This is a genomic window from Pseudomonas sp. LP_7_YM (assembly GCF_004364435.1).
In the GTDB taxonomy this organism is placed as follows: Bacteria; Pseudomonadota; Gammaproteobacteria; order Pseudomonadales; family Pseudomonadaceae; genus Aquipseudomonas.
Genome location: NZ_SOCT01000012.1, coordinates 121,585 through 141,963 on the forward strand (window position 1 = coordinate 121,585; position 20,379 = coordinate 141,963).

Below are 20,379 nucleotides of genomic sequence, written 5' to 3' on the forward strand. Positions count from 1 at the left end.
AATTTTCCTCTTGGCGGCCAGAGAAGATTCAAGGTTGTTAAACTGTCGCGCTGCGCTAAATAGCCTAGGAAGATTAATGAACCTCAGAACAATCCTGATTCTCGGCGCACTCAGCGCCTTCGGCCCGATGGCCATCGACTTTTATCTACCCGGTTTTCCTGCAATCGCGTTGGCCTTTGGCACTGACGAGAAACATGTGCAGCTGACCCTTGCCTCGTATTTTTTGGGCCTGAGCATCGGACAGCTGGCATATGGGCCCATTGCCGACCGTTTTGGCCGCCGCTTGCCGCTGTTATTTGGTGTCGTGCTGTTTACCCTTGCGTCCTTGGCCTGTGCCTTTGCGCCCAGCCTGGAATGGCTGATCGTGGCGCGTTTCGTTCAGGCATTGGGTGGGTGCGCGGGCATGGTCCTGTCTCGAGCGATCGTCAGCGACAAATGCTCTCCCATAGACTCGGCGAAAGTATTTTCCCAACTGATGCTGGTGATGGGCCTTGCGCCGATCCTTGCGCCGATGCTCGGCGGCTTGCTGGTGAATGTCTATGGTTGGCAGGCGATCTTCATAACGCTGACCCTGTTCAGTGCGCTCACCGCCCTGGCCGTCGCCCTCGGTCTGCCTGAAAGCATGCCCTGCGGACATCCGCGGCTGCCGTTGTCTGGCGCATTGGGGTCCTATTGGAGGCTGTTGGGCGACCGGATATTCCTCGGCCACGCATTGACGGGCGGCATTGCCATTGCCGGTATGTTCTCTTACATCGCAGGCTCGCCCTTCGTATTCATCAAGCTGTATGGAGTGCCCGCGGAGCACTATGGTTGGCTGTTCGGCATCAACGCTGCAGGCTTCATCCTGGTGGCGCAGATCAACGCACGGCTGGTAGGTCGTTTTGGACCGGCATGGATGTTGTCCCGGGCGGTCTGGGTGTACTTGGGCGGGGCCGTGGTACTCCTCACAATTGCCACGCTGCACACTGAAAAACTGTGGCCGCTGCTAATCCCCCTGTTCGTCTATATCGCGAGTCTGGGCTGCATCCTTCCCAACGCTTCCGCCTGCGCCATGGATGGCCAGGGCAAGCGCGCGGGCAGTGCATCGGCGCTGCTGGGCTGTCTGCAATTCAGCGTAGCGGCGGGAGCTGCGGCTTTGGTGGGGGTTCTCCATGACGGAACCGCGGTGCCGATGGCGACTGTCATCACACTCTGCGGTGTGCTCACGGTGACGTTGGCAATGGTTACCCGGCGCTCGCAGAAAAAAAGGGATGCGTTGACTCCACATGCCGACGTGCGTATTTGATTGCGGCTGCGGCGCACTAGCGTCGCAGTATTTTCGCTCCGGTCATTATGTACGCTGTGTTGTGTGTTTAAACCTGTACAGAACTGTTCAAAAGGTTGAATAATCAAACTAAGCCGTTGGCTTTTACTGCTTAAAATTACGAAATTTCTTACATCCGTTTTTCAGACGACGAAAACACACACTTTATTCAGGCTGAAAACTGCGCATCGAAAGCTATAGTAGAGGATGTTTTTTTTGAAAGTTTTTTGAGTATTCATTGTAGGCAATTGCCGTGGTTTTTTCTGAGGCTGCATGCCGTTTATCTCGCGAAGCCTTGTTTTTAGCGTACTTTTGCCGAGCTAAGATCTTTGTCCGACAATAAGATCGGGAGGACTTTTGCTCTACCTTTTGCCTATCAGGCTGATAACTTTCTCATCTGTTACTGCCAAATCAGTTCTTGATAGTGATACAGCGCTTATACTATGGCGCCACTATGGATCCGATTTATGACAAAACATCGAACTGTCGCTGCATGCAGACGAATCTGTATTGTGCCGCGACTTCCATTCAATAGAGTTCTCAGTAAGTGATGTAGATCAAAGGCCAGCATTCGTTCATGGCAACAATGTTGGCTGCATGCCGTATGTGGCGACCCGCTCATCGTTAGACGAATGTTTCGACAGGGAGTGAAAACATGGAACATGCACCTTGTATCAGTCAGATTGCCGCATTGCTGGCGGATCCTAAACGCAGCGCGATGATGTGGGCATTGATGGATGGGACCTCCAGGGCGGCAGACGAACTGGCGCTGCTCGCGGGATTGTCCCCCTCTTCGGCGGGGTCGCATCTGGCGCGACTTGCTTCCGGGGGGCTGCTCAAATTGGAAACCCGGGGCAAGAAGCGTTTTTTCAGATTGGCGGCCCCGGAAGTCGGTGCTGCGGTGCAGGCGTTGGCCTGTGCCTCGATAATCAGTGCGCAAGTCGTCGGTCGCAGCATCGCGCAGCCTTTGCTGGCTTCGCCATCACGTCGTGCGAGTGTCTGCGCCGATCATCTGGGCGGAGAGCTTGCGACCGAGTTGTATCAGAGGATGCTTGGAGCCGGCTGGATCGAGCAGAGTGACCAGCGTCTGGAAGTGACCAATATCGGTATCTCCCGGTTTGCCGAGTGTGGCATCTTCGTCCCGGCGTTGGCGCACCGGCAGCGTGAAACCGTATGTGCGTGTGCTGGCTGCAGTGATGTCAGTCCGCATCTGGGAGGAGCATTGGGGGCGGGGCTGCTGCAATTGTTCATGCAACTGGGGTGGGTAAGGCCGACGGAAGAAGCCAGCACCTTGCAGGTGTCGTCCAATGGGCAGCGGGAGATCGACAAGATCGCATCGGCGGCGTGAGTCGGATCAGAAAGTGAAGCGCTGCGCGGGTGTATGAAGATCCTGAAACATCAGGCCGGTCTGGGGACGCGAGCGTGTCCGCGTCCACAGAGAATCATCTTGAAAACCACACTCCTGTATTACGGCTTCACCAACCGCGCATCCAGGCTGTTCTGGGCCATACGTCTGGCTTGATCCTGAGTCATGCCCACGTGCTCGTGCAGCGCCTGGAAGTTCTCTGTCACGTACCCGCCGAAATAGGCCGGGTCATCGGAATTCACGGTGACTTTCACGCCACGTTCGAGCATATCCAGAATGTTGTGCTGGCCCATGTGATCGAACACGCAGAGCTTGGTGTTCGACAGCGGGCAGACGGTCAACGGGATCTGCTCGTCAATGATGCGCTGCATCAACCGCTCGTCTTCGATGGCACGGACGCCGTGGTCGATGCGCTGAATCTTCAGCAGGTCCAAGGCTTCCCAGATGTACTCGGGCGGTCCTTCTTCGCCCGCATGGGCAACCGTCAAAAAGCCTTCGCTGCGGGCGCGATCGAACACGCGCTTGAACTTGCTCGGCGGGTGACCCATCTCCGAACTGTCCAGGCCCACTGCGACAAAGGTGTCACGGTATGGCAGTGCCATGTCCAGGGTCTTTTGCGCCTCGTCTTCGCTCAGGTGACGCAAGAAGCTCAGGATCAGACCGCTGCCGATACCCAGTTGCTCCTTGCCGTCTTTCAGGGCTCTGGAAATACCGTTGAGTACCACTTCGAAGGCAATCCCGCGATCGGTGTGGGTCTGGGGATCGAAAAACGGTTCGGTGTGAATGACATTCTGTGCCTTGCAGCGTTGCAGATAGGCCCAGGTCAGGTCGTAGAAGTCCTGCTCGGTACGCAGCACATCCGCGCCCCGGTAATAGAGGTCGAGAAATTCCTGCAGATTATTGAAGGCATAGGCCTTGCGCAGGGTTTCGACGTCAGACCAGGGCAGGGCGATCTTGTTGCGTTCGGCCAGAGCGAACAGCAATTCAGGCTCCAGCGAGCCCTCCAGATGCAGGTGCAGTTCAGCCTTGGGCAGGGCGTTCAACCAGTCGTACATGTGCTTTTCTCATCAGGTGCAATCGTGGGCATTCTACAGAGTCATGTACGTCGACTGGTTAAAAACCTGACCGAAAGGTTCAGACCTCGACCTGCGGCGCTCTTCTGTAGGCGTACGTCTGGGCAAAACGCGATAGCAGAAACTCGGCACAGGTGGTCGGCGGATACAGCGCTGGATGTTGCGCGTCAGCGCATCCGGGCAGGCATTCGATCAGGGTGTCCGGGCGTGGCTGCATTTGTCGGTCAACGCGTCTGAACCTGACATACCCTCTCGCGGGCAGTGCCGCTCCTGCACCTTCATAAAAGGACTTCGCCTTACTTTGGCAAGTCCGCTGTCACGCCCTCGACGTAATAGTTCATCGAGGCCAGTTCCGCGTTGCTCGCCACGCTGCCTGCCGGAATTTTCACCGCACCTGTCTGGTCCTTGATCGGGCCCGTGAACGGATGGAACGCGCCGCTTTCGATGTCGGCGATGATCTGCTGTGCCTCGCTTTTCACGTCTGCCGGCACCAGATCGCTGATGGGCAACTCGACAGTACCCTCCTTCAAGCCACCCCAGTAGTCCTGGGGCTTCCAGGTGCCGTCGATGACTGCTTGGGTGGCCTCTATGTAATGTGGCCCCCAGTTGTTGACGATCGAAGTCAGCACTGCCTTTGGCCCGAAATGCGCCATGTCCGAGGCGTAGCCGACTGCATACACGCCGCGCCGCTCAGCCGCCTGAATCGGTGCCGGACTGTCGGTGTGCTGGAAGATCACGTCGACGCCCTGATCGATCAATGCGTTGGCGGCATCCGCTTCCTTGCCCGGGTCGAACCATGCGTTGACCCACACCACCTTGAGCTCGGTACCGGGGTTGTATTTGTTAAGCGCCAGCTGGATGGCATTGATGTCGCGCAACACTTCCGGAATCGGGAACGAGGCGACATAACCGATCTTTTTGGTCTTGGTCATCTTCGCCGCAAGGAAGCCACTGACGTAACGGCCTTCATAGGTGCGGGCCAGATAGGTGCCCATGTTCCTGTCCTGCTTGTAGCCGGTCGCGTGTTCGAAGGTCACTTTGGGGAATTGCCTGGCGACTTTGAGCGTCGGGTTCATGTAGCCGAACGAGGTGGTGAACACCAGGTCGTAGCCACCCTTGGCCATGTTGCGGATGACCCGCTCGGCGTCCGCGCCTTCCGGGACGTTTTCGACATAACTGGTGATCACCTTGTCGCCGAGTGCCTTGACCAGGGCTTGATGGCCTTGCTCATGCTGATAAGTCCATCCGTGGTCGCCAATGGGGCCGATATACACAAAGCCGACTTTCAGGGGATCCGCCGCAATTGCCATGAGGCTTGCGCTCAGGCCAACGACAGCAGCCATGGCGCACATCAGTTTTTTCAGCGGACGACGTGAGTGAAGGATGGAAAGCATGCAGGTCGAGCTCCTTTGGTCTTGTGGGCCGGGCCATCTGGGCAAGGCGTTCGACTCAATGCAAAAAACTGACCAACAAGACAGGTCTCGTTTTGAGCCGGGACTTGATGCGCGCAAGAGTGCAGGGGGTGTTTCCCATGATCACTGAAGGTGCTTGGTTAGAAGCCCACGCCGCGAACTGGTGCAGCGTGGCGCCACTTTGCAGGTTGGCTCACTACCCGGTGGGCGCGAATTCGTTCGCGCCCACCGGGCACCGCGTCAAGGTAACGCACGCTTGCCTTGAAACCTTTGTTTGCAACAAGCACTCTCATCGCCTTAAGCAGTTTCACTTCATGGACGTGCGGCATCGGTCGCAAGGGTAAAAGGCAGCGATGGGCACGATTCTCAAGCAAGAAAAATTTCTACTGTTGGCGCTGATCGCGACCTGTTTCGCGTATCCGTTCGAGCACCAGTTACTCAGCCACGGCAATAGCGTCGCGCTGATCGCCGGTATTGTCCTGGTAGGCTTCATCGTCTGTGCATCGATGCGCGTTGCCCACCACGCCGAATTGCTCGCCGAGAAGGTCGGCGATCCTTACGGCACGATGATTCTGACCTTGTCTGCGGTGCTGGTCGAAGTGGTGATCCTGGCGATCATGATGAGCAACGAGCCGTCCCCTACGCTGGTGCGCGACACCATCTATTCGGCGGTCATGCTCGATGTCAACGGCATTCTCGGTCTCGCCGCATTGATGGGCGGGCTCAAGCATGGCGAGCAATCCTACAACGATGATTCGGCACGCTCTTACAGCGTGATGATCCTGACCGCCATGGCCGTGTCGATGGTGGTGCCCGAGTTTATTCCCGAATCGAACTGGAAGATGTATTCGGCTTTCACCATTGGCGCGATGATGTTGCTGTATGGGCTGTTTCTGCGCATGCAGGTGGGCCCGCACAGCTACTTTTTCAGCTACAGCTATCCCGACAAGAAACGACGCAAGGCACAGCCTGAACACGTCGAGAAAGAGGCAAACCTGCCGCTGTCCATCGGCATTCTGGTGTTCGGCGTGGTGATTATCGGTGCCCTGGCCGAGGTGATGTCCAAGACCGTAGACCTCGGTCTTGAAGGCAGCGGTGCGCCTCCGGTGATGACAGCGATTCTGGTTGCAGCGATTTCCGCGGCGCCCGAGATCCTCACGGCCCTGCGTGCGGCGCTGGCCAATCGTATGCAGTCGGTGGTGAACATTGCATTGGGCGCTTCGTTGTCCACCGTGATTCTGACTGTCCCGGTGATGGAAGCGATGGCGCTGTACACCGGCCAGCCGTTCCAGATGGCGATGACGCCGGTGCAAACGGTGATGATCTTCGTCACCCTGTTGGTCAGCGCCATCAACCTCAACGATGGCGAGACCAATGCCATCGAGGGCATGACTCACTTTGTGCTGTTCGCTACGTTCGTGATGCTGTCACTGATGGGCTTGTGAGCCCAGGCTTCACCTAACGCTGCAAATCTGCAGGAGCCGGTTCGCCAGCAAGCCGGCCCCTGCAGGGCTTTCATCCTCTGATCAGTTCTTGCGCCGCCTGCCTGTGATCGGCAATCAGCCCCTTCAGATCCAGCCCCTGCACCTGACGATCAACCACCCGCCATTGGCCGCCAATCATCACCCGGTCCGCACGGTCGGCTCCGCACAGCAGCAACGCCGACAGCGGATCATGACTGCCTGAAAAACGCAGTTCGTCGAGCTTGAACAACGCCAGGTCCGCCTGTTTACCCACGGCCAGTTCGCCAATGTCGTTTCTTCCCAACAATCTCGCCGAGCCTCGCGTCGACCAGCCCAAAACAAGCTCCGGGGTGATCTTCTCGGCGCCATAGCGCAGCCGCTGCAGATACAGCGCCTGCCTGGCTTCCAGAATCATGTTCGACGCATCGTTGGACGCCGAGCCGTCAACGCCCAAGCCGATCGGTGCGCCCGCTTCGGTCAGGTCCAGTGTCGGACAGATGCCCGAGGCCAGGCGCATGTTCGAGCTTGGGCAATGACAAACCCCCACGCCGACTGCGCCCAGTCGCGCGATTTCCTGTCCGTTGAAATGAATGCCGTGAGCCAGCCAGGTGCGCGGACCGAGCCAATTGACGCTGTCCAGATAATCCACCGTGCGCAGGCCGAATCGCTGCAGGCAGAATTGTTCCTCATCAAGCGTTTCGGCCAGGTGCGTATGCAGACGAACATCGAGTTTTTCTGCCAGTGCGGCACTTTCGGTCATGATCTCGGTGGTCACTGAAAACGGTGAGCAGGGCGCTAGCGCTATCTGAATCTGCGCGCCGTCGCCGCGTTGGTGATACCGCTCGATCAAGCGCAGGCTATCCTCAAGAATCACCTGGCCCTGCTGAACGGTCTGTTGCGGCGGCAGCCCGCCATCGGCCTCGCCCATACTCATCGAACCGCGCGTCAACATGGCGCGCATGCCCAGTTCGCGAACACTCTCAACCTGCACATCGATGGCATGTTCCAGCCCGTCCGGGAACAGATAGTGATGATCCGCCGCCGTGGTGCAACCGGACAGAAGCAACTCGGTCAGTGCGACTTTGCTCGCCAGCGCCAGTTTTGCAGGGGTCAGTCGCGCCCACACCGGGTACAGCGTCTTCAGCCACGCAAACAGCGGCTGATTGACCACCGGCGCCCAGGCTCGGGTCAGGGTTTGATAGAAGTGATGATGGGTATTGATCAGGCCCGGCAGCAGCACATGTTCGCGGGCATCAAAGACCTGATCACAGGGCTGTGCGGGCGACTGGCCTGCGGCGAGCAGTTCGACGATCACGCCATCTTCAACCACCAGTCCGCCCCGGGCATCGAGGTTGTTGGCAGTGAACACGGCAAGGGGATTTTTCAACCAGATACGGATCGCGGGCATTGGCCGGCTCCTCTGAAAGTGGGTTCAGGTAGCCAGCTCAGTTTTGCCCTGTCTGCTGATCCAGGGTCCGCCGCGACGTCGATGGTTACGCGCGGCGAAGGTGGTGAGTTTAGGGTGGGACAGTATGCGGATCAAGTTTGGCCAAGTTGAGAACGTTCTTACCAGGGAATCGTCTCGCCCTTGTAGTTGACGAAATGATGGCCGCCATAGCCGGCAAATCGTTCGAGTTGCTCAACGATCCCGCTCACACTGGTCTTGACGTCAATGTCAGCACCATCCCCTCCCATCGACGTGCGAACCCAGCCTGGATGCACCGACAGCACAGTGGGTTTGTGTTCGCCCAACTGGCTGACGAACGTGTTGGTCATCGAGTTCAATGCTGCCTTGCTGGCCTTGTACAACGCCATTTCCGGGGCGTCGGGCATGGTGATGCTGCCGAGCACCGAACTCATGAAGGCGATGACACCGGTCTCGGGGCGAATCTGACCAACGAAACGCTTGGCCAGACGAATGGGCGCCACAGCGTTGGTCAGGAACAACTGGCCAAGTTCACCAGCCGTGGCATCGGTAGGGTTGGTGTGCAGGGGTCCCATGATCCCGGCGTTGACGAACAACAGGTCGTACACCCGATCCTTGAGATTGAGCGCCAGCACCTCCAGCGACGATTGCTCATCCATATCCAGCGTCTGAATGTGGACGCCTGCGATGGCTTTCAGCTCATCTGCGTTGTTCTGGTCGCGTACCGTGGCGGTCACCTCCCAGCCTTTTTCAGTCAGGCGCTGTACCAGCCCGAGGCCCAGGCCGCGGGAGGCGCCGATGATCAGCGCGGTTTTGTTGGCAGGCATGAATGTTACTCCTTGAAGAACGAAACGAAGCAGCGTTAGCAGGGTTGACCGCGCAAGCCATCAGGAATTTGTTTTTCCGGCGCAACGGTCACCCACTGCCAACCCTCAGTGCCCCGACTGCCAGGGTTGCCCAAGGGATACCGGTGCGTACAGCCGGGTGCGCAGTGCATCGCGCGACAGTAACACCAGTACCAGGATCGTTGCGACATACGGCAACATCGCCAACAGGGTGGAAGGAATCGCCAGCCCCACGCCTTGAGCGACCAGATACAGAATGCTGGCGAAGCCGAACAGATAGGCGCCCAGCAGCAATCGCCATACCCGCCAACTGGCGAACACCACCAGGGCCAACGCGATCCAGCCTCTGCCTGCGCTCATGTTTTCCGCCCACATTGGCGTATAAGCCAGTGACAGATAAGCCCCTGCGAGCCCGGCCATCGCGCCGCCGAAAAGCACCGCCAGCGTGCGCACGAGTAACACCGGAAGCCCCATCGCGCTGGCGGCATTAGGGTTTTCTCCTACGGCCTGAATGATCAGTCCTACACGACTTTTCAGAAGCATCCATGCCACGCCGGCGAACAGGGCGAAGGAGAGGTAGACCAGAATGTCTTGCGCAAAGAACATTCGGCCTATCAGCGGAATGTCACTCAGCCACGGAATCGCAAGGGGTTCGAAGCCGGTGAGCGGTTTACCGACCCAGGCCGCGCCGACGAAACTCGACAGGCCGACTCCAAAAATCGTCAGGGCCAGTCCGGTCGCCACCTGGTTGGCATTGAACACCAGGGCGACCAAGGCGAAAAGTGACGAAAGGAGCATGCCCGCCAGCATGGCCAGCAGCACGCCAAGCCATAGGCTGCCGGTGCTGAAGGCGACGATGAAACCGATCACCGCGCCAAACAGCATCATGCCCTCCTGTCCGAGATTCAGAACGCCGCTCTTCTCACAGACCAGTTCACCCAAAGCAACCAGAAGCAGCGGTGTGCCGCACCGCACGGTCGCAAAGAAAACGTTACTCAACAGATCGATATCCATCACACGGCCCCCGGCGCAGCGGCCATCTGGCGGCGGGCCCAGCGACATTTGAGGCGCGGGCGGTACAGAATCAGTACATCGCAGGCCAACAGGAAGAACAGCATCATCCCTTGAAACAGTTGGGTGATGGCCTGAGGCAGATTGAGGCTCATCTGCGCGCTTTCACCGCCCAGATACAGCAACGCCATCAGCAGGCTCGAGAACAAGATCCCCAGTGGATTCAGTCGCCCGAGAAACGCCACGGTAATGGCCGCATAGCCATACCCCGGCGAAACCTGCGGCACCAGCTGACCGATCGGTCCGGTGACTTCACACACGCCAGCCAGCCCGGCCAAGCCGCCACTGATCAACAGCGCCAGCCAGATCAGACCTTTCTCACGAAAACCGACGAATCGGGCTGCACGTTTGTCCAGCCCGAGGACCTTGATTTGAAAACCGACGAAACTGCGTTGCAGCAAAACCCACACCGCCACCAGCGCCAGCAATGCGAAATACACCCCGACATGTACACGCCCCTCTGTGGTCAGCAATGGCAGCCGACTGGCGTCGCCGAACATCGCCGATTCAGGGAAGTTCATGCCTGCGGGATCTTTCAGCGGGCCGTGTACGAAATACAGCAGCAGGTTGAGGGCGACGTAATTGAGCATGATGCTGGTAAGGATTTCGTTGGCATTGAAGCGGGTTCGTAACCACGCGGTCAGCCCTGCCCATGCCGCGCCGGCGGCTACGCCAACCAACAGAATCAGTGCCAATACCCAGCGGCTGTCGATGTCAATCATATTGACCGCCACTGCACTGCCTGCCAGCGCCCCGAGCAGCAATTGGCCTTCGGCGCCGATGTTCCAGATACGCGCTTGATAAGCTACCGCCAGACCAAGCGCGCAGAGCAGGATCGGCAGCGTCTTGACCATCAATTCGGACACCCCATACAGGTCGCTGACCGGCGCGATCAGTAACGTGTGCAAGGTCAGCAGCGGGTCGAGCCCCAGTGCTATAAACAGCAGCGACCCCGAAACCAGGGTCAGCACGGCTGCGAGGAGCGGGGAAAACCACAACATGGCTCGCGATTCCCGCCCGCGCGGCTCCAGTGAAAGCAACATGGCCATCTCCGTTATATGAAGAGTCAGTACGGCCGTCAGATCAACGGGGCCGCTTCGGATTGAGAGGGAATGGCGTCGAACTGACCGGCCATCCAGCCGCCGATTTGCGCATGGCTGGTCTGCACTGTCGGTGCCAGGGCTGACAGTCGGCCGCCTGACAGTGCCGCCAGCCGGTCACTGATTTGAAACAGTTCATCGAGGTCTTCGGAAATCACCAGAATGGCCGCGCCTGCGTCGCGCAAGGCAATCAGCGCGCGATGAATGGCCGCCGCTGCACCGACATCCACCCCCCAGGTCGGGTGAGCGGCCACCAACAGTTTCGGGTTTTGCAGAATTTCGCGACCGAGGATGAATTTTTGCAGATTGCCGCCCGACAGGCTGCGGGCAGGGGTCTGTGCATCGGGTGTCTTCACGGCGAAACGCTGGATGATGGCTTCAGCCAGCGCTTGAACCTTGCTGCGCTGGATCAACCCTTTGCTCACAAGCCCGCGCTGAAATGCTGTGAGTAGCGCGTTGTCCGCCAGGCTCATTTCTGGCACCGCGCCATGGCCAAGGCGCTCGGCGGGTACAAAGGCCAGGCCCTTTCTGCGTCTTGCGTCCGGGCGCAAATGGGCGACGGCCTGACCAGCAAAACGAATAAGCTGAGCCTGGGATTTGCTCAGGGTCTGTTCGCCGCTGAGCAGCGCCAGCAATTCGTCCTGGCCATTTCCTGCGACGCCTGCGATGGCAACGATCTCGCCGCGGCGTACCTCAAGATTCACATCGACCAGCGAACAGCCAAATGGATCAGGGTTGTGCCACGACAGCGTGTCGACCTGCAAAAAAGGCGTATCTCCAAGCGCTTTCGGGTAGTGCGCAACCAGCCCTTCGGCATCGCCAACCATCAAGCGTGCCAGTTGCAGATCGCTGCACTCGGCTGGCACGCAATGCCCCGAAACCTTGCCGCCACGCAGTACGGTGGCGCTGTGACAAAGCGCGCGCACCTCACCCAGTTTGTGACTGATGAACAGAATGCTGCAGCCCTCATCGGCCAGTCGACGCAGGGTGATGAACAGATCTTCCGCTTCCTGAGGCGTGAGCACCGACGTTGGCTCGTCGAGAATCAGCAGACGAATATCCTGCATCAGGCAGCGAATGATCTCGACCTTTTGCCGCTCGCCGATGGACAGGCTGTGCACCAGACGCTGGGGCTCGAGCGCCATGCCATAGCGCTGCGATACTTCACGAATCCTGGGTTCCAGCTGCTTCGGCGTACCGGCCGCCGACCCCATTGCCAACGCTATGTTTTGTGCAACGGTCAACGTTTCGAACAGCGAGAAATGCTGGAACACCATGCCCACGCCCAGTTCCCGCGCTTGGGCAGGGGTACGCATGGTCAACGGCTTGCCTTGCCAGACAATCTGGCCCGCATCAGGCTGCACCACCCCATAAATGATCTTCATCAGCGTGCTCTTGCCCGCGCCGTTCTCCCCGAGCAAGGCATGGATCTCGCCCGGCTGGATAGTCAGATCTATTGCATCATTGGCAAGACAACCCGGGTATCGCTTGGTGATCTGGCGCAGTTGCAGGCGCGCGTGGTTCGTTGAATCGGGCATGAAGGGCTCGGCGGAAAGAGGATCACCCATGCACGTAGCAATTTCTTGGCCAGCCGGTCAGGTTTTCCGCGATTCCCATTCTTGGGAACCCGCTTTCCCGTAGTTACTGTCTCTCATTGCACGAGATCCTGGTAAATCCGACGTCACTTTCAGCAGATGCGCGACCCTGCGCTTGCAGTTCAGCACTGGATAAGGGCGTTAAAAAGCGCAGCGAATCAATTTGGTTCAGCAATGTTGCATAAAAAATGATCAATTTCCCGAAGGCGAGGTACCCCCGGCGTTCTGGCCGACCTTGCACGTGTTATCCACAGGTTGCTCCACAGTTAATGTGTGCAAACGCAAATCTTCGTTATAAACGCGAGTTGTCTTGAAGCTACTCGCGATAAGACGCCATAACCTGTTGTTTTTTCGCAGAATGCTGCAGTGGATAACTAAATTGATCAAATAATGATCAGAAAGCTCAAGCCCACGTTTTATATGGCCTACAGGCGATTGTGCTCAGCTTGTCCACAGGCAGCTGCACAGTAAGTGTGGGCAGTCTGAAAGAAGGAAACGTCCCACGCAAATGGCCAGGCGCCTTACTGCGGTTGCAGCACGATGCGGCCGCGGCTGATATCCGAGAGCTGACGTTGAAAGGTTTCGATCTGCTCCGGGCCCAGGGCGACCAGCAGGTCTACGCCTACGGCGGTGAAGTCCTCCTGTTGCACCAGACCATTGAGTTCCGCCAGGCGCAGCTTGACCAATGCCAGTTCACTGAAACTGCAATCGAATTTCAGCGGCACGCGGTTGATCAGTGGCAGACGCGCAGCCTGTTGCAGGCACTTGTTTGCACCCCCGCCATAGGCTCGCGCCAGCCCGCCGGTGCCTAGCTGAGTGCCGCCATACCAGCGAATCACCAGGACCACGACCTGATCGAACTCTTGGGCTTCGATGGCGGCGAGAATAGGGCGGCCTGCAGTACCGCCGGGTTCTCCATCGTCCATGCTGCGGTATTGCGCGCCCAGCTTCCAGGCCCAGCAATTGTGCGTGGCATTGAGGTCACTGTGCTGCTCAATGAACGCTTGGGCGTCGGCGGGACTGCTGATGGGGGCGGCGAGGGTGATGAAGCGGCTCTTGCGAATCTCCTCACGAAATTCACAAGGGCCGACGAGGGTAGAAGACATGACGATTCCGGCTGAAAATCAGAGTTGTGCTAGGGGTTCAGATCGGGGCGGTCAACCCGCAACCTTTGAGAATGATGCGAATCAGGTTATCGCCCGCCTCTTCCATATCCTGCCGGGTCAAGCGCGTACGCCCGGTGACCTGACAGATCTGGGTGGCAAAGTCGGCGTAATGCTGAGTGCTGCCCCACAGCAGGAAGATCAGGTGAACCGGATCTACCGAGTCCATTTTGCCCGCGTCGATCCACGCCTGGAACACTGAAGCGCGTCCCTGAAACCAGGCCCGGTAACCCTGGCTGAAATATTCAGTCAGGCATTCGCCACCGCTGATGATCTCCATCGCGAAGATGCGTGAGGCTTTTGGCTGACGTCGGGAGAACTCCATCTTTGCGCGTATGTAATGGGTCAGCGCCTGGGCCGGATCGTCTTCGGCCTTCAGATTATTGAACGTGCTGTCCCACAACTCGATGATGTTGCTCAGAACCGCGATATACAGCCCCAGTTTATTAGTGAAGTAGTAGTGCAGATTGGCTTTGGGCAGTCCGGCATTTTGCGCGATGGTGTTCATGCTGGTGCCTTTGAAGCCATGCCGAGCGAATTCGTCCTCGGCCGCCTTCAGGATCGCTTCTTCATTCTGTTGCCGAATACGGCTCGCCGGTTTGGTGGCGCTGACGCTGTGAGCAGGGACTTCAAGGGTCATGTGCGGTTCCAGACGGATCGTTGGGTACGACGGGTGAACAGATAACTCAGCGGCGACGATCCGACAAGCGTTGGCAATGGAAATTAATGTTCAAGGGCCTGCGGTTCCTGCTTTTTTACAGCGATGGCCTCTTTGCCTTCCGGCAGGAGCAAGCTCATGACGATCGCCGTCAGGCCGCCACTGGTGATCGCCGAGTCGAACAGGTTTTGCGCCAGTTGCGGGAGATGATGCAGCAACGTCGGCTGTGCGGCGATGCCCAGGCCGACGCCGAGCGAGGTGGCGATGATCAGCATGCTGCGACGATCCAGCGGTGATTGGGCCAGGATGCGAACACCCGCTGCGGCGACGCTGCCGAACATCACCAGCGTCGCGCCGCCGAGAACCGCTTTGGGAATCTGCTGAAGAATCGCACCGATCACAGGAAAAAGACCGAGTAGAAAAAGGATCGCTCCGATATAGAGGCCGACATACCGACTGGCCACACCGGTCAACTGAATCACGCCGTTGTTCTGCGCGAATGTGGTATTGGGAAAGGCGCTGAACGTCGCGGCCAGCATGCAACTGACGCCGTCGCCCAGTACGCCGCCCTTGAGGCGAGCAATGTAGCCAGGTCCCTTGATGGGTTCGCGGGAAAGCATGCAGTTGGCAGTAAGGTCGCCCACGGTTTCAATGCTGCTGATCAGATAGATCAGCGCGATGGGAAGGAACGCTGCCCAATCAAAGCTGAAACCAAAGCGCAAGGGCACAGGCATGCTGATCAGCGCTACATCGCTGATTGAACGAGGGTCCAGCTTGCCGCCAAACCACGCTGCAATGCTGCCTGCGGCCAAGCCAATGATGATGGCGGACAAACGCACCCAGGGCGTGTTCGAACGGTTCAGCAGAATGATCACCAACAGCACGAAGACGCCAAGCGCCAGATTGATCGGTTCGCCGAAATCAGGAGCGTTGAGGCCGCCACCCAGGTCGGTCATCCCGACCTTGATCAAGCTCACGCCAATCAGGGTGATAACGATGCCCGTCACCAGTGGCGTGATCACACGACGCAACTGGCCGATGAACCGACTGAGTACCATCTGCACGATTGAGCCGAAAAAGCACACACCGAATACCATGGCCATGATGTCTTCGGGACTGCCACCACGCTGCTTGACCATGAACCCGGCAGACAGCACGGCGCCCAGAAAAGCAAAGCTGGTGCCTTGCAGACAGATCATCCCCGCGCCTATGCCGAATGGACGACGAGCCTGAATGAAAGTACCTACACCGGAAACCATCAGCGCCATACTGATCAGGTACGGTAAATACGCACCCAGCCCCAGTGCTGATCCGATGATCAACGGCGGCGTAATGATCCCCACGAATGCCGCGAGTACATGTTGCAGAGCAGCCAGAATTGCAGGCGCAGGTTTGGGCCGGTCGGTGAGGCCGTAAATCAGGTCGTGGGCGTCTGGCGCTTCAGGCTGCATGCTGGAATCTCGGATTGGATTTGGGCATGTCGGTGAGCCTGCTGCTTATACGTGTCGCCGATCCTGCTGTCCGACGTGCGCACGATGGTTTTGGTGCGCGGCATAAAAAGAGCAGAGGCTGCCACGAAATATCTCACCGACATCAGCCGTTATTGCAAAAACCTGTCCAACTGATCAGGTAGTACCGTGCAGCTTCTCCTTATCCCTTTGAAAAATATAGAATTAAACATTTAAGCGATGAATCAGCAGGGCGTGGCCGTCTGGGTATTTTTATCCGCAAGCCTCATCGTGTAGCAGCCAGACCCTCCAGAAAACTCTCCAGCACCAAATGAGGGCGACGGCCCTTGCGAGTGACGCTTACCAGACTCAAATCGTAGAAGCGAGCCTGAGGGTTCAAGGCGCGCAGCCGACCTTGCTGCACCCAGAACATCGCGTAATGGTCCGGTAGATAGCCAATGTAGCGTCCCGTCAGAATCAGGAACGCCATGCCTTCACGATCCGAAGCGCTGGCGGTGCACCTGAGCGCCTGATAGTGGGCCTGGATATCGGCCGGCAGCCGGAAGGTTGGGGCAATCGCTTCCTGGCATGCCAGTCGCTCGTCGCCTAGGTGAGCGTCCTCTGTATAAAACAGCGGGTGACCCTCCGCGCAGTACAGCAACGAGCGCTCACTGTAGAGCGATTGATATTCCAGGCCCGACAAGGCACTGGCCCGCGGCACTACGCCAACATGCAGACTGCCATCGAGCACGCCTTGCTCGACTTCGTTGGGCGCGATCATGCGGATATTGATGTGCACATCCGGGCCGCGCTCTTTGAGCTGCGAAAGTGCGTGGGTGATGCGCATATGCGGAAGGGTGACCAGATTGTCGGTCAGACCGATATTCAGCTCGCCGCGTAAATGTCGGTGGAGGCCGTTCACCTCTGTACGAAAGCTTTCCACAGCGCTCAACAGCTGCAGCGATGACTGATAAACCTCGCGGCCTTCCTCTGTCAGGGAAAACCCCGCTCGGCCACGCTGACAAAGGCGTAAACCCAAGCGCTGCTCCAGGTCGCTCATTTGCTGGCTGATGGCCGAGCGACCGATGCCGAGCGCGCTTTCGGCTGCAGAGAACCCCCCCGATTCGACTACGCTGCGAAAGATGCGCAAAAGCCGGATATCGAAGTCGCTGACTTGCGCGAGAGGATCGGAACGGCGTGTGCTCATTGTTTAGTGGTCCACAAAGTGAAGATCATAAATGCAGGATTTTAGCGACTTTATGCCCGTGGCAACGTAGCTGCAATACGGCCCCGTCCGGACTCCCCAAGAGGGAGTGAAGACAGGCGAACCCACTCCTTGAGAGGTCACATCCAATGAACTTGCCCGAATCCTCCGATATGTCTCTGGCCAGCCAACTCAAGCTGGACGCGCACTGGATGCCCTACACCGCGAACCGTAATTTCAAGCGCGATCCCCGACTGATCGTGGCGGCGGAGGGCAGTTATCTGACAGACGACAAGGGCCGCAGGATCTACGATGGCCTTTCCGGTCTGTGGACCTGTGGGGCCGGTCACACCCGCAAGGAGATCCAGGAGGCCGTCGCCAGGCAGCTCGGCATTCTCGACTACTCGCCGGGCTTTCAGTTCGGGCATCCGTTGTCATTTCAATTGGCCGAAAAAATCACTGATCTGACCCCAGGCAACCTGAACCATGTGTTCTACACCGACTCCGGGTCCGAGTGCGCGGATACGGCAGTAAAGATGGTGCGAGCCTACTGGCGTCTCAAAGGCCAGGCGACCAAGACCAAAATGATCGGTCGTGCACGGGGCTATCACGGCGTGAACATCGCAGGCACAAGCCTGGGTGGGGTGAATGGCAATCGCAAAATGTTTGGTCAACTGATGGATGTCGATCATCTGCCGCACACTCTGCTGGCGAGTAATGCCTATTGCCGCGGTATGCCGGAGCAAGGGGGGATAACGCTGGCCGACGAGATGCTCAAGCTGATTGAGTTGCACGATGCGTCCAACATCGCGGCGGTCATTGTCGAACCGATGGCGGGCTCTGCCGGTGTAATCGTTCCGCCCCAGGGCTACCTCAAGCGTCTGCGCGAGATCTGTGATCAGCACAACATACTGTTGATCTTTGACGAAGTGATCACCGGCTTTGGTCGGACCGGCTCGATGTTCGGTGCAGACAGCTTCGGTGTGACGCCGGACCTGATGTGCATCGCCAAACAAGTCACTAATGGCGCGATCCCCATGGGCGCAGTGATCGCCAGTAGCGAGATTTACCAGACATTCATGAATCAGCCGACGCCTGAATATGCCGTTGAATTCCCCCATGGATACACCTATTCGGCGCACCCGGTAGCCTGTGCGGCGGGTCTGGCGGCTTTGGAGATACTCAAACGCGAAAATCTTGTGCAGCAAGTGGCAGAGACAGCGCCACATTTCGAGAACTCATTGCACGGGCTTAAGGGCAGCAAAAACGTTGTGGACATCCGTAACTACGGTCTTGCGGGCGCCATTCAGATCGCTGGTCGTGATGGCGACGCTATTGTTCGGCCGTTCGAAGCGGCGATGAAACTGTGGAAGGCCGGTTTCTATGTTCGCTTCGGCGGCGACACCCTGCAGTTTGGGCCAACATTCAACAGCAAGCCGCAGGATCTGGATCGCATGTTCGATGCGGTGGGCGAAGCGCTCAATCAGATCGACTGACCCTTCTTCCATACAACCATACAAACAGGCGCGCCGAGTGCGTCTGCAGGCATCTTTTCGGAGTTACGCATGAGTACCATTCAACACCTGATCCATGGCGAGTGGGTCAATGGTAACGGCCGCACGACTGACGTGTTCAACCCGTCCACCGGTCAGGCCATTCGCACCGTTCCCTTGGCCAGCCGCGAAACTGTACAGCAGGCCATCGACTCGGCCAAAGCTGCGTTCCCGGCATGGCGCAACACGCCGCCAGCCAAGCGTGCGCAGGTGATGTTCCGCTTTAAGCAACTGCTTGAGCAAAACGAGGCGCGCATCGCCCAACTCATCAGCGAAGAGCACGGCAAAACGTTGGAAGACGCCGCGGGGGAGCTCAAGCGCGGTATTGAGAACGTCGAGTACGCCTGCGCCGCGCCGGAAATCCTCAAGGGCGAATACAGCCGCAATGTCGGTCCGAACATCGACGCATGGTCTGACTTTCAACCGTTGGGCGTGGTAGCCGGCATCACCCCGTTTAACTTCCCGGCCATGGTGCCGTTGTGGATGTACCCGTTGGCTATCGCTTGCGGCAACTGCTTCATCCTCAAACCGTCCGAGCGTGATCCAAGTTCGACCCTGCTGGTTGCTCAACTTCTGCATGAGGCTGGGCTGCCCAAAGGAGTGCTCAATGTGGTCCACGGCGACAAAGCGGCGGTCGATGCGCTGATCGAGGCGCCAGAGGTGAAGGCATTGAGTTTCGTCGGCTCAACGCCGATTGCCGAGTACATCTATAAGGAGGCCACTGCTCGCGGTAAGCGTGTTCAGGCCCTGGGTGGTGCGAAGAATCACGCGGTGCTGATGCCGGATGTGGATCTGGACAACGCAGTGAGTGCACTGATGGGCGCTGCTTACGATTCATGCGGCGAGCGTTGCATGGCGATTTCGGTTGCGGTGTGCGTCGGTGATCAAGTTGCCGATGCATTGGTTACCAAGCTGGTTCCGCAAATCCAGGCCTTGAAGATTGGCGCCGGAACAACTTGCGGTCTTGATATGGGGCCGTTGGTGACCGGTCAGCACCGCGACAAGGTCACTGGCTATATAGAAGATGGCGTCGAGGCAGGTGCGAAATTAGTGGTCGATGGTCGTGGCCTGACTGTTTCGGGGCATGAAGACGGCTTCTTTTTGGGCGGTTGCCTGTTCGACCAGGTCACGGCAGAAATGCGTATCTATAAAGAAGAGATCTTTGGACCGGTATTGTGCATCGTCCGTGTACAAAGCCTGGAGCAGGCCATGCAACTGATCAACGATCATGAGTATGGCAATGGCACCTGCATCTTCACGCGTGATGGCGAAGCGGCGCGTTTGTTCTGTGACGAGATCGAGGTCGGTATGGTGGGCGTCAACGTGCCGCTTCCGGTACCGGTTGCCTACCATAGCTTCGGCGGCTGGAAGCGCTCGTTGTTTGGTGACCTGCACGCCTACGGTCCTGATGGTGTGCGGTTCTACACGCGTCGCAAGGCAATCACCCAACGCTGGCCTCAGCGAGCGAATCACGAGGCGTCGCAGTTCGCGTTCCCGAGCCTTTAAAAGCCGTCGCCAGCTTTGGGATTGAGGCGGCAATGAGTGGCGTACGGGCCATTCTTGCTGCTTGCCGACAGAAACTTTCAGCTTTTTAAAATTAAGTGTTGACGCCCCTCTGGATGTGTCTATAATTCGCCCCACTTCCGGCGCAGACGAAACGGAAAACTCCTTGATAATCAAAGAGTTGGACGAAGTAGGC

Annotated in this window: 16 protein-coding genes and 1 pseudogene; 5 read left to right on the plus strand and 12 right to left on the minus strand. The window is 58.0% G+C overall.

The features are described from left to right. Positions 1-76: 76 nt before the first annotated feature. Positions 77-1,285, plus strand: coding sequence for a Bcr/CflA family multidrug efflux MFS transporter (locus EC915_RS21310; protein ID WP_133752509.1), 1,209 nt, complete (start codon positions 77-79; stop codon positions 1,283-1,285). A gap of 673 nt (positions 1,286-1,958) precedes the next feature. Further along, positions 1,959-2,651, plus strand: coding sequence for a helix-turn-helix transcriptional regulator (locus tag EC915_RS21315; protein WP_133752487.1), 693 nt, complete (start codon positions 1,959-1,961; stop codon positions 2,649-2,651). Between the two features lie 119 nt (positions 2,652-2,770). Here EC915_RS21315 and EC915_RS21320 read toward each other — a convergent pair whose 3' ends face one another. The 3 genes and pseudogenes from EC915_RS21320 to EC915_RS21330 all read right to left on the minus strand — a co-directional run bounded on the left by EC915_RS21320 (position 2,771) and on the right by EC915_RS21330 (position 5,136). Beyond that, positions 2,771-3,724 carry an adenosine deaminase gene (locus EC915_RS21320; RefSeq protein WP_133752488.1) on the minus strand — a complete coding sequence of 318 codons (954 nt, stop codon included), beginning with the start codon at positions 3,722-3,724 and terminating at the stop codon, positions 2,771-2,773. A 79-nt stretch (positions 3,725-3,803) separates the two neighbouring features. Beyond that, positions 3,804-3,956, minus strand: a pseudogene (locus EC915_RS21325) (2OG-Fe(II) oxygenase); the annotation flags it as partial. Positions 3,957-4,038: 82 nt separating this feature from the next. Then, the gene (locus EC915_RS21330) at positions 4,039-5,136 is read right to left on the minus strand and encodes a BMP family ABC transporter substrate-binding protein (protein ID WP_133752489.1); all 1,098 of its coding nucleotides are present in this window, start codon (positions 5,134-5,136) and stop codon (positions 4,039-4,041) included. Positions 5,137-5,507: 371 nt separating this feature from the next. Between EC915_RS21330 and EC915_RS21335 the strand changes: the two genes are divergently transcribed. Next, positions 5,508-6,599 (plus strand): calcium:proton antiporter, encoded by a 1,092-nt coding sequence (locus tag EC915_RS21335; RefSeq protein WP_133752490.1) that lies wholly within the window; start codon positions 5,508-5,510, stop codon positions 6,597-6,599. A gap of 70 nt (positions 6,600-6,669) precedes the next feature. Here EC915_RS21335 and EC915_RS21340 read toward each other — a convergent pair whose 3' ends face one another. The 9 genes from EC915_RS21340 to EC915_RS21380 form a co-directional block, all read right to left on the minus strand. Continuing rightward, the gene (locus EC915_RS21340) at positions 6,670-8,025 is read right to left on the minus strand and encodes an 8-oxoguanine deaminase (protein ID WP_133752491.1); all 1,356 of its coding nucleotides are present in this window, start codon (positions 8,023-8,025) and stop codon (positions 6,670-6,672) included. A gap of 158 nt (positions 8,026-8,183) precedes the next feature. Beyond that, a complete protein-coding gene (locus EC915_RS21345) occupies positions 8,184-8,870 on the minus strand; it encodes an SDR family oxidoreductase (RefSeq protein ID WP_133752492.1) in 687 nt (228 codons plus the stop codon). Positions 8,871-8,975: 105 nt separating this feature from the next. After that, entirely contained in the window at positions 8,976-9,902 is a 927-nt protein-coding gene (locus EC915_RS21350; protein ID WP_133752493.1) for an ABC transporter permease, read from the minus strand. Further along, entirely contained in the window at positions 9,902-11,002 is a 1,101-nt protein-coding gene (locus tag EC915_RS21355) for an ABC transporter permease (protein WP_133752494.1), read from the minus strand. The genes EC915_RS21350 and EC915_RS21355 overlap by 1 nt, the downstream gene beginning before the upstream one ends. A 35-nt stretch (positions 11,003-11,037) precedes the next feature. Further along, positions 11,038-12,597, minus strand: coding sequence for an ABC transporter ATP-binding protein (locus EC915_RS21360; RefSeq protein WP_133752495.1), 1,560 nt, complete (start codon positions 12,595-12,597; stop codon positions 11,038-11,040). A 578-nt stretch (positions 12,598-13,175) separates the two neighbouring features. Next, positions 13,176-13,760 carry a YigZ family protein gene (locus EC915_RS21365; RefSeq protein ID WP_133752496.1) on the minus strand — a complete coding sequence of 195 codons (585 nt, stop codon included), beginning with the start codon at positions 13,758-13,760 and terminating at the stop codon, positions 13,176-13,178. A gap of 37 nt (positions 13,761-13,797) precedes the next feature. After that, positions 13,798-14,457 (minus strand): TetR/AcrR family transcriptional regulator, encoded by a 660-nt coding sequence (locus tag EC915_RS21370; protein ID WP_133752497.1) that lies wholly within the window; start codon positions 14,455-14,457, stop codon positions 13,798-13,800. Positions 14,458-14,540: 83 nt separating this feature from the next. Next, on the minus strand, positions 14,541-15,926 hold the full coding sequence (locus EC915_RS21375) for a uracil-xanthine permease family protein (RefSeq protein WP_133752498.1): 1,386 nt from the start codon (positions 15,924-15,926) through the stop codon (positions 14,541-14,543). A 283-nt stretch (positions 15,927-16,209) separates the two neighbouring features. Further along, positions 16,210-17,130 (minus strand): LysR family transcriptional regulator, encoded by a 921-nt coding sequence (locus EC915_RS21380; protein WP_133752499.1) that lies wholly within the window; start codon positions 17,128-17,130, stop codon positions 16,210-16,212. Positions 17,131-17,276: 146 nt separating this feature from the next. On the opposite strand from EC915_RS21380, the gene EC915_RS21385 reads away from it, so the two are divergent. After that, positions 17,277-18,623 (plus strand): aspartate aminotransferase family protein, encoded by a 1,347-nt coding sequence (locus EC915_RS21385; RefSeq protein ID WP_133752500.1) that lies wholly within the window; start codon positions 17,277-17,279, stop codon positions 18,621-18,623. 69 nt (positions 18,624-18,692) lie between these two features. Further along, the gene (locus EC915_RS21390; RefSeq protein WP_133752501.1) at positions 18,693-20,186 is read left to right on the plus strand and encodes a CoA-acylating methylmalonate-semialdehyde dehydrogenase; all 1,494 of its coding nucleotides are present in this window, start codon (positions 18,693-18,695) and stop codon (positions 20,184-20,186) included. The last annotated feature ends 193 nt before the right edge of the window (positions 20,187-20,379 follow it).

Coding starts and splice junctions, on each gene's coding strand:
- EC915_RS21310 (WP_133752509.1), top strand. CDS start 77: ATGAACCTCAGAACAATCCTGATTCTCGGCGCACTCAGCGCCTTCGGC.
- EC915_RS21315 (WP_133752487.1), top strand. CDS start 1,959: ATGGAACATGCACCTTGTATCAGTCAGATTGCCGCATTGCTGGCGGAT.
- EC915_RS21320 (WP_133752488.1), bottom strand. CDS start 3,724: ATGTACGACTGGTTGAACGCCCTGCCCAAGGCTGAACTGCACCTGCAT.
- EC915_RS21330 (WP_133752489.1), bottom strand. CDS start 5,136: ATGCTTTCCATCCTTCACTCACGTCGTCCGCTGAAAAAACTGATGTGC.
- EC915_RS21335 (WP_133752490.1), top strand. CDS start 5,508: ATGGGCACGATTCTCAAGCAAGAAAAATTTCTACTGTTGGCGCTGATC.
- EC915_RS21340 (WP_133752491.1), bottom strand. CDS start 8,025: ATGCCCGCGATCCGTATCTGGTTGAAAAATCCCCTTGCCGTGTTCACT.
- EC915_RS21345 (WP_133752492.1), bottom strand. CDS start 8,870: ATGCCTGCCAACAAAACCGCGCTGATCATCGGCGCCTCCCGCGGCCTG.
- EC915_RS21350 (WP_133752493.1), bottom strand. CDS start 9,902: ATGGATATCGATCTGTTGAGTAACGTTTTCTTTGCGACCGTGCGGTGC.
- EC915_RS21355 (WP_133752494.1), bottom strand. CDS start 11,002: ATGTTGCTTTCACTGGAGCCGCGCGGGCGGGAATCGCGAGCCATGTTG.
- EC915_RS21360 (WP_133752495.1), bottom strand. CDS start 12,597: ATGCCCGATTCAACGAACCACGCGCGCCTGCAACTGCGCCAGATCACC.
- EC915_RS21365 (WP_133752496.1), bottom strand. CDS start 13,760: ATGTCTTCTACCCTCGTCGGCCCTTGTGAATTTCGTGAGGAGATTCGC.
- EC915_RS21370 (WP_133752497.1), bottom strand. CDS start 14,457: ATGACCCTTGAAGTCCCTGCTCACAGCGTCAGCGCCACCAAACCGGCG.
- EC915_RS21375 (WP_133752498.1), bottom strand. CDS start 15,926: ATGCAGCCTGAAGCGCCAGACGCCCACGACCTGATTTACGGCCTCACC.
- EC915_RS21380 (WP_133752499.1), bottom strand. CDS start 17,130: ATGAGCACACGCCGTTCCGATCCTCTCGCGCAAGTCAGCGACTTCGAT.
- EC915_RS21385 (WP_133752500.1), top strand. CDS start 17,277: ATGAACTTGCCCGAATCCTCCGATATGTCTCTGGCCAGCCAACTCAAG.
- EC915_RS21390 (WP_133752501.1), top strand. CDS start 18,693: ATGAGTACCATTCAACACCTGATCCATGGCGAGTGGGTCAATGGTAAC.